Source organism: Exiguobacterium sp. s26, from assembly GCF_018618235.1.
In the GTDB taxonomy this organism is placed as follows: Bacteria; Bacillota; Bacilli; order Exiguobacteriales; family Exiguobacteriaceae; genus Exiguobacterium; species Exiguobacterium chiriqhucha.
Genome location: NZ_JACSLS010000002.1, coordinates 1 through 12,887, shown reverse-complemented (window position 1 = coordinate 12,887; position 12,887 = coordinate 1). Strand labels below are relative to the sequence as shown.

The following is a 12,887-nucleotide window of genomic DNA, read 5'->3' as shown; positions in this document are numbered from 1 at the left end:
GAATTCAGACTTTTCTCTGTTTTTAGTTGTTCTCATTTCTGAACCGTGTTAGTATTTCACTATTATTATGAAAAAAGATATGAAAACAGGAAGTAGGGATGGTAATGGCGCAAAATTCGTTCGCCTCAAAAATTGGATTCATCTTAGCGGCCGCAGGGTCTGCGATTGGTCTCGGTGCAATCTGGAAATTTCCGTATGTCACCGGCACAAGTGGAGGCGGCGCCTTTTTGCTCATGTTTTTAGCGTTCACGCTCTTACTCGGGTTACCGTTATTGATTGGTGAATTCATCGTCGGACGCTCGACACAAAAGACGGCACTGCTCGCCTTTAAAAAATTAGGGCACAGTCGTTGGACATTCGTCGGTTACCTGGGCGTCATCGCATGTTTCTTATTGCTCTCATTCTACAGTGTCATAGGTGGTTGGGTCTTGATATACATCGGGCTCGGACTGAGCGGGACGTTGAACGGACGTTCGCCTGATGAGTTCGGTGCCGTGTTCGGAGATGTCGTCTCGTCACCAGGCATCGCCGTGTTCGGTCAGTTCTTGTTCTTATTGATTACGCTCTTGATTGTCTTAAAAGGTGTCGAGGCTGGCATCGAGCGCATGAGCAAGATTTTAATGCCGCTCTTGTTCGTCAGTTTCATCGTGCTCGTCATCCGTTCGTTGACGCTTGACGGAGCGATGGAAGGGGTTCGCTTCTTCTTGCAACCTGACTTCTCTGCCTTGACCGGTGAATCGGTTTTGTTCGCCCTCGGTCAAGCGTTCTTCTCGCTATCGCTCGGTGTCGCGGCCATGTTGACGTACGCGTCGTACATTCAGACGAAAGGGACGCTCAATCGTTCAGCGAACATGATCGTTCTATTGAATATCGCTGTCTCGCTATTGGCAGGACTTGCGATTTTCCCGGCCGTCTTTGCTTCGGGTCTTGACCCAGCAGAAGGACCAGCACTGCTCTTCGTCGTCTTACCAGCGGTGTTCAACCAAGTACCGCTCGGAGGATTCTTTATGGTGTTGTTCTTCCTCTTGTTCACGTTTGCCTCGATTACATCGTCGATTGCGATGCTCGAAGTCGTCGTCGCCGGTGTGACAGACAAGTTGAACGAGAAGAAACACACAATCTCGAAGCGCAACGTTACCCTGTTGTCAGCGGCTATCGTCTTCGCAGTCGGAATTCCATCTGCGCTTTCATTTGGTGTCATGAGCGAGATGCAGTTCTTGGGCGGTCGTACGTTCTTTGATTCGATGGATTACATCGTCAGTTACATCTTGATGCCGGTCGGTGCACTCTTGACATCGATTTTCGTCGGATATGTCGTCGATCAACGCATTCTGAAAGAAGAGATTCAAACGTCAGACATCGGTGTAAAGTTGTACCCGATTTGGCACTTCTTGATCCGTTACGTCATTCCGGTGACGGTCGCCGTTGTCATGGTGACGACGTGGGTCAGATTATAACGTTTGCAACCTCCTGATTCGTCGAATCAGGAGGTTTTTGTACTACCATTTTTCGTTCTTGCGACCGAGGGAGTGAACGGGAGCGTTATGCTAAGCTTAGAAAGATGACGAAACTTTTTTTGAAGGGTCACGTAAGGTACAATAGAAGTATCATGAGACGAGGTGAAACGGATGAAAACATGGATGAAATGGGCCCTGACTGGGGCGATCCTATATTTTGCCATAAGCGTTTTTGATTTCTCTTGGTTGTTTATCATCGTCGGGGCGCTCGTATTGAACGAAGTGTGGTCGAACAATAAACGGCGGAAGCGGGCACCCGCGCCTGTTGCCAAACGGGCCAAGAAGAAACTATTGCTCGATGAAGACGAACCGTTCGTCGGTTCGCGCATTCTGAAACCACTCGAAGAAGCGGCGCCGGTGCGTCAATTCGAAGCGACAGATGATTTGGAGCTGCAATTTCTGCAGCGGACGATTGAACAAGGCTATGAAAAGTTACAACAAATCGACCGCGTCTTGCCTGAAATTAAAGACATCGAGGTGCGGCGTGAGATGAAGGCGGTCTCGAAAGAAGCACACGAACTGTTCGCTGAGCTGTTCGAGAACCCTCAAGATGCGAAGCACGTGCGTGACTTGTTCACGTTCTACTTGGACTCGCTCGTGTCAGTCGTATTGAAATTTAAAGAACTAGAAGGAAAACGCGTCGTCATTCAAGAAGAGACACGTGAACAGTTGATAACCAATATGCGGCTTATCGTCGACAAGTTCAAACAACAGCGCAGTCGTCTCCTCGAAGATGACGCGGTCGATTTTGAACGAGAGTTGATCATGATGGAGAGAGTATTGGCCGATCAACCAGAAGGGAGAAAAAAGCATGACTTCATCGAATGAAACGAACTGGCAGTCATGGCCAGAAGAAGAACTCACTTCCCAAACGAAAACGAAGACGGAAACCGACGCAATCTCAGACCCGTCCGTTGACTGGTCATCAATGACCGATAAACATGAGGTGCCGGCGATTCAAGTAAATGCTGACGTCCCACAAGCGCACCGGGAACGGATCACGCGCATCGCGGAGTCAATCGATATTAAAAAGACAGATTCCGTCATGCTATTCGGTTCGAACGTACAACGTGAACTATCACAATTCTCGGACCAAATCTTGACCGAGGTCCGGATGAAAGATGGCGGAGACGCCGGCAAGCTATTGTCCGACTTGATGCAGAACGTGCGCAAGATGGACCCGGACATGTTGCAACCGGAGAAGAAGAGCTTCATGGACAACCTTCCGCTCATCGGCCGGGCCAAGAAGAAAGCCGAGAACTATAAGTTGCAGTTTGAAAAAATGAGCGTCTATTTAGAAGAGGTCATCCATAATCTAGACCGGGCCAAATTCGGCTTGATGAAAGATATCACGATGCTCGATCAAATGTACGATAAGAACAAACGCTACTTCGAAGAACTCAACGTCTATATCGCCGCCGGCGAGACGAAACTCGACCACGTGCGGAGCTATGAGATTGCCCCGCTTCGTCAAGAAGTCGAGATGTCGAAAGACCAGGTCAAACTGCAACAGTTGAACGATATGATTCAACTCGCGGACCGGTTCGAGAAAAAGTTGCATGATTTGAAACTGAGCCGGACGATCAGCCTGCAGATGGCCCCACAAATCCGGGTCATCCAGCAGAACAACCAGATTCTAGCCGAAAAAATCGAGTCGGCAGTCGTCAATACGATTCCGCTCTGGAAAAACCAAGTCGTGCTCGCGCTCAGCTTGACGCGTCAAAAGACGGCGCTCCGGATGCAGCAAGACGTGACGAAGACGACGAACACGTTGCTCGAGCAGAACTCGAAGATGTTGAAAGATTCGTCAATCGAGATTGCCACAGAGAACGAGAAAGGCATCGTCTCGGTCGAGTCGCTCAAAGTGGCGCACGAGAACTTGCTCTCGACGCTCGATGAGACGCTCCGGATTCAACAAGAGGGACGTCAGAAGCGTCGTGAGGCGGAACGTGAACTCGATCGGATGGAGCACGAGTTGAAAGAAAAAGTCATCGAGATTGCTTCGAAAAACAAAGAGTTGCCAAAAGAGACTGGATATTGAACGGGGAAAGTCTGAGCATTCAGACTTTCCTTTTCTTCGAGGAGGATCAACAATGGATAAACAACACCTATGGGACGAGACGTGGTTACAGTTTGCCGATATGATGGCGGTACGTCATTCGAAGTGTGCCTCTAAAAGTGTCGCTTGCGTCATCGTCAAAGATGAGAAGCCGATTTCGATTGGCTTGAACGGCACGCCGCCGGGGCATACGAACTGTAATGAAATCTTCTTAAAGCGGGATGACGGATTTTATAAGCGTGCTGAGTATGTATCCGCGAATGCGGTCGACTTGCTCGAAACGCCGGTCTCGTTCATTCATGACGGTGTGACCTATATCAAATGCTCGGACCCGTACGATCATCACAATTGGTCGAAACAGCATGAGATTCATGCTGAAATCAACGCGATCGGAAAGCTCGCCGCCGATTCGACGAACGCATTCGGGGCGACGGCTTATGTGACCCATTCGCCGTGCCACGCCTGCTCGCTCGCCTTGATTGCCTCCCGCGTCGCTCGTGTCGTCTATGCGGTCGGTTATGAACATGGCGACGGTCTCGATTTAATGCGCGAGAGCGGAATTGACGTGGTACATATGCCACTTGAAAAAAGTTTTAAAAACACATTGTAAACGTTTACATTCGGTGTTATATTATTAATGTACTGCCAATGGTGTTTTACTCTTCCATTATTTGTCTCTCCTCGGAGGGACCTTTTTTTATGTTCACAACTAGGTGAGACAAAAATTCCACAAAATGTTCAACATTTCACAAACTTTTAGTGTGTTCCTCTCTTATAATGAAAGTAGATTAACGAGAGGGGAAATGTTACATGGAAAAACAAGTTCGTTTCACTGATGGTGCCTATGATGTGGAAGCGTTGATCACACTCGAAGAGGTGTGGGAAGATAAGTTCGCGATTGGAACGCATAAAGAGTTGGCGGTCAAAGCACTAAAGATTAATGGCAACGATATTTCAGAAATGAAGCACGTCCGCGCGCTACTCCGTTACTATCCGACGCTCGGTGTATCAGGTATCTTGCTCGCGCTCGATGATGCGGCAGCCGAAATCGTTCGTATGTCGGGCGACAAGGATCCTGCACTTCAGTTCGTCGAACTCGTGGCGTTACAGATGGACGAGGCGTCTACGGAGGAATTAAAAGGTTTATACGCTGAAATGGCGGTCTAAATAACAAAGGATGACAACTCCGTCATCCTTTTTTCATTTTTAGGTTGCATTGCCGAATCAGTATGGTATTATTGTCAATAGATGAAGAAATGGAACGCCATATCGTTATCGACAACCAAAAATGGGGATCTAGATAGCTAGATCGCTGTGAAAAAGCCACGTTCATAGGAACGTGGCTTTTTTTTGTATTGTTTCGAACCCAGCGCCCACGTCTTTGGCGATATGGGCGTCCGATCCGAGCACGAACGGGATTCCGAGTCTGGACGCCTCAGATGCGACGTCGATGGCATACGGCTGTCCGCATTCAGGCTTGCGCAGTCCGGCCGTATTGAGGTCGAGACCGAAACCGCGAGCGGCCATCGTCTGGAGCAGGCGCGACTGTTCGGCCAGGACGTTTGAGCGGTCCCATACATACTTGGTCTGATATTTGATTGGTAAATCGATATGTCCGATGCGGTCCACTTTCAGGCGTTCCCAAGGGAATACGAGGCCGGCAGCGAGCGCCGAATAGTATTGTTTCATCACAGCCTCGAACGAACCGACACGTTCGACGAGGATATGAAACGTCTCGAGCGAGAAGTCGACAGGCAGGAGCTCACCGGCGACGAGTAGAAAGTGTTGAGACAAGATTGTTTCATCTAATACGTCGGCATACGGCTCGAGCAACGCCAACGTCTCAGCTTCATAGCCGGGCAAGTAGTCGATCTCTAAGCCGAGGCGAAGGTCGAGTTCGGGATACTTCCGTTTTAACGACTGCACGGCCTCGATATAATCCGGAAGCAATTCGAACGCCATCGCCGAATCTTTGTCTGGTGTTGGGTCTTGAAACCGGGCTGGGAGCGGAGCATGTTCTGTGAACGTGAGCGTCTTGATACCACGGGCTAACGCCTGTTCGACGTACGCCTGGAGCGGGTCTGTCGAGCCATGTGGACAAAATGGGGTGTGAAGGTGACCATCACGGGTAAAGTCAATCATCAAGCGACATTCCTTTCGAGTTCGCCGGTTGACAGCACCGGCTTGGTTTGATAAATTTAACACACTACTTTAGTTTGGTAAAGTGATAATAAGATAAAGGGTGATATTGATGATTTGGTTCAATACTAAAGGGTCCATCCCGGAAGGATGGCACGAATTGCAAGGGGAGGACGTTCTGCGTCCGAAGCAGTGGATGTTATCATTTCTAGAGCGAGCCGAATCAAACGGCTATAGCGTGATCGAACCGCCACTCGTAGAATATTATTCGCACTATCAAGACTTGGCCTTGTTCGATGAGTCGGCCTATTATCGTCTGTTCGGGAATGACGGCGAATTGCTCGTCATGCGCCCAGACTATACGTTACAAATCGCCCGGAAACTCGCGGACGGTCATGAGCCGATGCGTGTCGCGTACGCCGGTGCCGTGTATCGGCGTACCCCGAAGCACTCGGGACAGCCGCACGAGCGTCAACAGCTCGGTCTCGAATGGATTGACGGGGACGCTCCAGATATGGAGTTGATCGCCTCGTTTCTCAGTATGACCGAGCGCGTCTTGCCGCAAGACGGACTCCGGATTCAAGTTGGATCGGCAGCCTTGGTCGCCGCAGTGGCGGACGAGGCCGGTATCCCAGAACGGACGTTACGCCAATATTTGGCGCTCCGTAACTTGGAATCGCTCCGAGAACTCGCCGATACGTATCAATACCCGTTAATCGCGAAATTACCGTTCCTGATTGGTGACTCGGCACTTGATGAGTTACGGGAAGTCGCTGAGCCAAGCTTGACGGCTGCAATCGAGGAAGTCGAGCGGGCGGTCGAACATTTACGGTCCATCGGTTTGAACGTCTCGTACGACTTTGGTCAGACCGGTGATTTTGATTACTATTCAGGATTGACGGTGACAGGCAGCATCGATGGACGGCGCGTCCTCTCGGGCGGTCGCTATGATTCACTATACGGACATTTCGGCCAATCGCGACGGGCGTTCGGCCTGTCCCTTGATTTAGAACAGTTAGGTGAGGTGATTTTATGAAAGTAGCGATTGCCAAAGGGCGCATTGAGAAAGCGGCCCGAGACTATTTCGAACAAGTCGGACTCACGGTTTGGCCGGAGAAGCGCGGCCGCGAACTGACGGTCGAAGTCGACGGGCATGAGTTCATCTTCGTCAAAGGGGATGATGTCTATAAATACGTCATGCACGGCGCGGCAGATGTCGGTGTCGTCGGCGGAGACATCTTGCGCGAGAAGACACCGGGCGTGCTTGAAGTCGTCGACTTACCATTCGGCCGTTGTCGTATGGCTGTCTGCGGACCGGAAGAACGAAAGAACGGGACGAAAAAATTGAAAGTCGCGAGCAAATATCCGAATATCGCCATCTCTCACTTCGCCTCGAAACGACAGAACGTCGAAGTGATTGCGTTGAACGGATCGGTCGAACTCGCACCGCTTACAGGACTCGCCGATTGCATCGTCGATATCGTAGAGACGGGGGCGACGCTGCGCGCGAATGACCTTGAAGAATACGAGACGATTTTCACGGTGAACGCCAAGTTCATCACGAGTGAGGCGGCTCTCGCCAACAATCCTGATGAATTGAAGGCGTGGATTCGTCGCTTGAGCAAGGAGGATGCCCGATGAGTACAGAAACGAACCGGGCCCGGCGGGAAAGCTGGGCAGAAGCGGTCAAACCGATCCTCGAGGCCGTAGAGTCGAACGGGGACGAGGCGCTCCTCGCGTTCACGAAAAAATTTGACGGCGTCGACAAAATCGAAACGGTCGATTTGACGACGTTTACGCCACCTGACGCATATGCTGAACTGACCGAGGCGTTGACGCTCGCGGCCGAACGGATTCGTACGTTCCACAGTCGTCAGCGACGTCAAGACGATGTGTATGAAGACGAGATGTTCCGACTTGGACGCCGTTTTATGCCACTCGACTCGGTCGGCGTGTACGTGCCAGGCGGGACGGCCGTCTATCCGTCGAGCGTGTTGATGAACATCATTCCGGCGAAAGTGGCCGGTGTGAAACGTGTCGTCATGGTGACGCCGCCGAAACAAGACGGCATCGATTTGTCGTTATTGATTGCGGCAAAAATTGCAGGGGCGGATGAATGCTATCTCGTCGGCGGGGCGCAAGCCGTGGCCGCCTTGGCGTTCGGCACCGAGACGATTCAACCGGTCGATAAAATCGTCGGTCCCGGGAATGCCTATGTCGCGACGGCAAAATCGCTCGTCTCCCATATCGTCGGCATCGATTCGGTCGCTGGACCGTCCGAGGTGCTCATCATCGCCGATGAGACGGCCAATCCGAAATGGGTCGCCGCCGATTTGCTCGCCCAAGCCGAACACGATGTCGAAGCGACGGCACTTGCGCTCGTCACGACTGACGAATTGGCCGAAGCGATTCGACAAGAATTAGAACGACAATTGGCTGAATTACCGCGGCGTGACATTGCGATAGAGGCGATGAAGCGCGGGGGTGTCCTCGTGAAGACGAAGGCTGAGGCGATTCGTTATGCGAACGAGATGGCGGCTGAACACGTCCAACTCGCCGTCGCCGACCCGGAAGATTACATGCAAGCCATCCGTCACGGCGGATCGTTCTTCCTCGGTCATGAAGCGGCGGAGGCGTTTGGGGATTACATCGCTGGACCGAACCACGTCCTGCCGACGAGCGGGACGGCCCGTTTCTCGAGCGGCCTCTCGGTCGATGATTTTTACCGACGCCAGACGTTCCTGCAAATGACAGAACTCGATGAGCGCATCACGCGTGCCGCGATTCGAATCGCGCAACAAGAACAACTTGACGGCCACGCCCGGGCGATGGCGGTCCGATTGGAGGACGTATGAGACTGAACTATGAGACGATTCCACGCTACGTCCCGCATGCGGTCAAAGGGCACGCGTTGAATCAAAACGAAAGCCAATATGTCTTCCCAGAGCGCTTGAAGACGGCTATCCGAGAGCTTCCGCTCGACTTGAGCCACTATCCGGTCGACGAGTTGACGGCGCTTAAACAAAGCTATGCGGCGTATGCCGGTGTGAGCCCGCAGCAACTCATGGTCGGCAGTGGCAGTGACGAATTGCTCGCGATTCTCTGTCAGGCCATTCTCGATGCCGACGACGTCGTCGCCGCACCGATTCCAGACTTTTCGATGTATGGCATTTACACGCATATCGCCCGTGGGAATTTCGTGCAGCCGGATGCGGACGGATTGTCGTTCGAGGCGATCATGCAAACGATTGAGGCGGAACGGCCGAAACTTGTCCTCATATCGAACCCGAACAATCCGACCGGGAAGATGTGGTCGCTTGATGATCTCGAGACGATTGCTAGTCGAGTCCCGTATTTGGTCGTCGACGAAGCGTATATCGATTTCACGATGGAAGATTCATTCAAAGACCGCCTGGCGGACCACGCGAACGTCATCATTCTCCGGACGTTATCGAAAGCGTTCGGACTCGCGAATCTGCGCATCGGCTTCATGATCGCCGATGAGCGCTTAATCGAGAAGATTGATCGGTTCCGCTCTCCGTTCAATGTGAGTGGGCTGAGTGCGGCCGTGGCGACGGTCGTGTTGAACGACTCCGCTTATATCGATGAGTCGATCAGTTTCCATCAAACGCAGCGACAAAAGCTTGAGACGTTGCTCGCACCGATTGGGAACGTCTTACCGAGCCGTGCTAATTTCCTTTACGTCGAGACACCGGACAGCGAAGCTTGGGCAGCCCGCTTCCTTGAAAAAGATGTACATGTTCGCGCGTTCGCAGACGGGATTCGTGTCAGTGCCGGAACGGACGAGGCATACCGCTTGCTTCAACAAACGATAGAAGAGGTGACTTCACTTGAGAACAGCTGAGACGAAACGAGAGACAAAAGAGACGAACATCGAGCTCAAGCTTGATTTGAACGGGACGGGGCAAAGTGACGTGAAGACAGGCGTCGGCTTCTTTGACCACATGCTGACACTGTTCGCGTTCCACAGCCAAATCGATTTGACGGTCCATGTCGAAGGGGATACGTGGGTCGACGCTCACCATACGGTCGAAGACGTCGGGATCGCCCTCGGGCAGATGATCAATCAAGCGCTCGGCGACAAGGTAGGCATTCGCCGCTACGGCACGAGTTATTTGCCGATGGACGAGACGCTCGCGCGTGCCGTAGTCGACGTGTCGGGCCGTCCGTTCCTCGTCTACCGGGCCGAAATCAAAAATCCGAAACTCGGAGACTTTGACACCGAGCTCGCCGAAGAGTTTTTCCGGGCCGTGGCGATGAACGCCCGCTTGACGCTTCATCTTGAGGTGCTCTACGGGTCGAACTCGCACCATATGATTGAAGGGCTGTTCAAAGCGTTCGGTCGCGCCCTCGCTGAAGCGATCGGGCAAGACGGATCGAATCGACTGCCTTCGACGAAAGGACTGATCGAAGGATGAAGGTCGCGGTCATCGATTATGGAATGGGCAACGTGTTCAATGTCGAACGGGCGCTGCAAGCCATCGGCTGTTACGTCACCATCACGAACGATCCTGTAGACATCGAGGCAGCTGACGCTATCTTGCTGCCGGGCGTCGGTGCGTTCCCGCAGGCGATGCAATCGCTGAACGAGACGGGACTGATTCCGCTGTTGAAACGATCGGCACAAGAAAAACCGTTCCTTGGCATTTGCCTTGGCATGCAGCTCTTATTCGAGTCGAGCACGGAAGGGGTGCCGACAGAAGGGCTCGGTTTGATTGAAGGCCGCGTCGAACGGATGCGTGCGAAACGTCTGCCGCACGTCGGCTGGAACTCGATTTTGCGAGACGAGGACGTCTATTTCGTTCACTCGTATCACGTCGTGACCGACCCGACCCATGTGATCGCTTCTGCCGATTATATGGGGGAAGACGTGCCAGCCATCGTGCAAAAAGGGCTCGTCACGGGGATGCAATTCCACCCGGAGAAGAGCGGCGCGTTTGGACTCAGTTTATTGAAAGAATGGAAGGAGGCGGTCGAACGTGAGATTACTACCGGCCATTGATTTGATTGACGGAAAAATCGTCCGCTTGACAGAAGGCGATTTCAATACAGAAGAACAGTACGGAGACCCGTATGAGAAATTGAAAGAGTGGCAAGGGCGCGTCCCGATGCTCCACTTGATTGATCTCGAAGGGGCGAAAGCTGGCGAACCGAGACATCTCGATGTCGTCCGCTTTGCCAAAACGTGCGGTTTCTTCGTTCAGACCGGCGGGGGCATCCGTTCCGAGGAAGCGCTCGACGCAGTCATGGCGACCGGTGCGGACCGGGTCTTGCTCGGGACAAAAGCATTCACAGACCCGGATTTCTTGGACCGGGCGCTCGCGAAGTACGGGGATCGTGTCGCCGTCGCCCTCGATGCCTATGATGGCATCGTCGCCGTCAACGGCTGGCAAGAAGCGACCGACTTAAAAGATATCGATGCCGCGAAAGGCCTCGTTGACCGTGGTGTCAAAACGATTCTCTATACGGACATCGGGTCGGACGGAAAGTTGAACGGACCGAATCTCGAGCGGATGAAGGCGCTGCGTGAGGCTGTTTCGGTCACGCTCATCGCTTCGGGCGGTGTGACGACCGAGGCTGATGTCGAAGCACTTCAAGCGGCCGGCATCGACGAAGCGGTCGTCGGGAAGGCATTACTCTCCGGACAAGTCAGCCTCGATGACTTGATCGAGTGGGAGGCGCGCCATGCTTAAACGTCGCATCATTCCGTGTCTTGATGTGAAAGACGGTCGTGTCGTCAAAGGAATCGAGTTCGTGGCACTCCGGGATATCGGCGACCCGGTCGAGATTGCTAAGTATTATGACGCATCCGGTGCGGATGAGCTCGTATTTCTAGATATCACTGCGAGTACGGAACGCCGCCAGACGATGCTTGACGTCGTCAGTGCCGTCGCCCGGAAAGTGTTCATTCCGCTCACGGTTGGTGGCGGTATTCGGTCGCTTGAGGATATTTCCTCGCTCTTAAAAGCCGGGGCCGATAAAGTGTCGCTCAACACGCTCGCCGTCGAATCACCCGATTTGATTAAACGAGCGGCCGAGCGGTTCGGGTCACAATGTATCGTCATCGCCATCGACGTCAAGTTCGAAGACGACGATTACTTCGTCTATACGTATGGCGGGAAGAACCGGACCGAGTTGCGGGCCGTCGATTGGGCAAAGCAAGTGGCTGCACTTGGGGCGGGTGAACTGCTCGTCACGTCGATGAATCAGGACGGAAAGCAGAGCGGCTACGATTTGCGAATCCTTGATTTGCTCCGGGACGCCGTCGATATCCCAATTATCGCCTCTGGCGGTGCCGGGAACGCAAATCATGTCGTCGACGCGCTCGAGAAGGTCGATGCGGCGCTACTCGCCTCGATTTTGCATGACCGGAAAACGACAGTGGAAGAGGTGAAACACGTATGCAGCGAGCACAACTTGCCGATGCGGTTCGTTACGACGCAAACGGATTGATTCCAGCCATCATCGTGTCGACAGAGGACGACGCCGTCCTCATGTTAGGCTACATGAACGAGGAGGCGATTCAGAAGACGCTCGAGACGAACACGGTCACGTTCTGGTCACGTTCGAAAGGGCGACTCTGGATGAAAGGGGAGTCGAGCGGAAATACGCTCGAGCTCGAAAGCATCCACGTCGATTGTGATCAAGACGCACTCTTGGTCCGGGTCCGTGCCAATGGGCCGACGTGTCATACGGGAAATCGAAGCTGCTTTTTTACGGAGGTGGAAGGATGATTCACGAATTAGAGAAGTTGATTCAAGAACGACAGGCGTCACCGAAAGAAGGGTCGTATACGTCTTATCTATTCGACCAAGGTGTCGACAAGATTGCCAAGAAGTTTGGGGAAGAGTCGTTCGAGGTCGTCATCGCGGCACTGAACGATGAAGATTTGGTCGAAGAGTCGGCTGATCTCTTGTACCATTTGCTCGTCTTGCTCGCCGCCAAAGGCGTGTCATTACAAGACGTCGAAGCGCTCCTCGCCAAACGGCACGGGACGACGACTCCGGCAAAACCACGCCGAGACGTCACTGACTGGTAACACAAAAAGGAACGAAGCCATTATGATATGCTCCCCAATAGGTAGACAGATGAAATAACAAATCTGTTTATCTGATTGGGGAGTGTTTTTTATGGCGAGAAGTCGGCATTCA

Annotated in this window: 14 protein-coding genes and 1 pseudogene; 14 read left to right on the top strand and 1 reads right to left on the bottom strand. The window is 52.7% G+C overall.

Features of this window, described 5'->3' with window-relative positions; translation table 11 throughout:
* The first annotated feature begins 104 nt into the window (after nucleotides 1-104).
* The 5 genes from KNP82_RS02490 (at nucleotide 105) to KNP82_RS02470 (ending at nucleotide 4,743) form a co-directional block, all read left to right on the top strand.
* Nucleotides 105-1,457: a sodium-dependent transporter gene (locus KNP82_RS02490; protein ID WP_029595631.1), complete on the top strand. Its 1,353-nt coding sequence runs from the start codon at nucleotides 105-107 to the stop codon at nucleotides 1,455-1,457.
* Nucleotides 1,458-1,628: 171 nt separating this feature from the next.
* Nucleotides 1,629-2,345 (top strand): 5-bromo-4-chloroindolyl phosphate hydrolysis family protein, encoded by a 717-nt coding sequence (locus KNP82_RS02485; RefSeq protein WP_029595630.1) that lies wholly within the window; start codon nucleotides 1,629-1,631, stop codon nucleotides 2,343-2,345.
* Nucleotides 2,329-3,558, top strand: a complete 1,230-nt coding sequence (locus KNP82_RS02480; RefSeq protein WP_029595629.1) for a toxic anion resistance protein — start codon at nucleotides 2,329-2,331, stop codon at nucleotides 3,556-3,558. Before KNP82_RS02485 ends, KNP82_RS02480 begins: the two co-directional genes overlap by 17 nt.
* A 52-nt stretch (nucleotides 3,559-3,610) precedes the next feature.
* Nucleotides 3,611-4,186 carry a deoxycytidylate deaminase gene (locus KNP82_RS02475; protein WP_029595628.1) on the top strand — a complete coding sequence of 192 codons (576 nt, stop codon included), beginning with the start codon at nucleotides 3,611-3,613 and terminating at the stop codon, nucleotides 4,184-4,186.
* A 200-nt stretch (nucleotides 4,187-4,386) separates the two neighbouring features.
* Nucleotides 4,387-4,743 (top strand): hypothetical protein, encoded by a 357-nt coding sequence (locus tag KNP82_RS02470; protein WP_029595627.1) that lies wholly within the window; start codon nucleotides 4,387-4,389, stop codon nucleotides 4,741-4,743.
* 162 nt (nucleotides 4,744-4,905) lie between these two features.
* Here KNP82_RS02470 and hisJ read toward each other — a convergent pair whose 3' ends face one another.
* The gene (gene hisJ / locus KNP82_RS02465) at nucleotides 4,906-5,718 is read right to left on the bottom strand and encodes a histidinol-phosphatase HisJ (protein WP_214826932.1); all 813 of its coding nucleotides are present in this window, start codon (nucleotides 5,716-5,718) and stop codon (nucleotides 4,906-4,908) included.
* A gap of 109 nt (nucleotides 5,719-5,827) precedes the next feature.
* Between hisJ and KNP82_RS02460 the strand changes: the two genes are divergently transcribed.
* The 9 genes and pseudogenes from KNP82_RS02460 to hisIE all read left to right on the top strand — a co-directional run bounded on the left by KNP82_RS02460 (nucleotide 5,828) and on the right by hisIE (nucleotide 12,775).
* Entirely contained in the window at nucleotides 5,828-6,751 is a 924-nt protein-coding gene (locus KNP82_RS02460) for an ATP phosphoribosyltransferase regulatory subunit (RefSeq protein WP_214713734.1), read from the top strand.
* Nucleotides 6,748-7,356 carry an ATP phosphoribosyltransferase gene (gene hisG / locus KNP82_RS02455; protein WP_214826924.1) on the top strand — a complete coding sequence of 203 codons (609 nt, stop codon included), beginning with the start codon at nucleotides 6,748-6,750 and terminating at the stop codon, nucleotides 7,354-7,356. The genes KNP82_RS02460 and hisG overlap by 4 nt, the downstream gene beginning before the upstream one ends.
* Entirely contained in the window at nucleotides 7,353-8,570 is a 1,218-nt protein-coding gene (hisD, locus tag KNP82_RS02450; protein ID WP_214826921.1) for a histidinol dehydrogenase, read from the top strand. The genes hisG and hisD overlap by 4 nt, the downstream gene beginning before the upstream one ends.
* Nucleotides 8,567-9,580 (top strand): pyridoxal phosphate-dependent aminotransferase, encoded by a 1,014-nt coding sequence (locus tag KNP82_RS02445; RefSeq protein WP_214826918.1) that lies wholly within the window; start codon nucleotides 8,567-8,569, stop codon nucleotides 9,578-9,580. Before hisD ends, KNP82_RS02445 begins: the two co-directional genes overlap by 4 nt.
* The gene (gene hisB, locus KNP82_RS02440; RefSeq protein WP_214826915.1) at nucleotides 9,567-10,154 is read left to right on the top strand and encodes an imidazoleglycerol-phosphate dehydratase HisB; all 588 of its coding nucleotides are present in this window, start codon (nucleotides 9,567-9,569) and stop codon (nucleotides 10,152-10,154) included. The genes KNP82_RS02445 and hisB overlap by 14 nt, the downstream gene beginning before the upstream one ends.
* Complete coding sequence (gene hisH / locus KNP82_RS02435) at nucleotides 10,151-10,738, top strand: imidazole glycerol phosphate synthase subunit HisH (protein ID WP_021067261.1); 588 nt, start codon at nucleotides 10,151-10,153, stop codon at nucleotides 10,736-10,738. Before hisB ends, hisH begins: the two co-directional genes overlap by 4 nt.
* The gene (gene hisA, locus KNP82_RS02430; RefSeq protein WP_021067262.1) at nucleotides 10,716-11,429 is read left to right on the top strand and encodes a 1-(5-phosphoribosyl)-5-[(5-phosphoribosylamino)methylideneamino]imidazole-4-carboxamide isomerase; all 714 of its coding nucleotides are present in this window, start codon (nucleotides 10,716-10,718) and stop codon (nucleotides 11,427-11,429) included. The genes hisH and hisA overlap by 23 nt, the downstream gene beginning before the upstream one ends.
* Nucleotides 11,422-12,189 carry an imidazole glycerol phosphate synthase subunit HisF gene (hisF, locus tag KNP82_RS02425; protein ID WP_021067263.1) on the top strand — a complete coding sequence of 256 codons (768 nt, stop codon included), beginning with the start codon at nucleotides 11,422-11,424 and terminating at the stop codon, nucleotides 12,187-12,189. The genes hisA and hisF overlap by 8 nt, the downstream gene beginning before the upstream one ends.
* Nucleotides 12,138-12,775, top strand: a pseudogene (gene hisIE, locus KNP82_RS15725) (bifunctional phosphoribosyl-AMP cyclohydrolase/phosphoribosyl-ATP diphosphatase HisIE). The gene hisF and the pseudogene hisIE overlap by 52 nt, the downstream one beginning before the upstream one ends.
* Nucleotides 12,776-12,887: the final 112 nt, after the last annotated feature.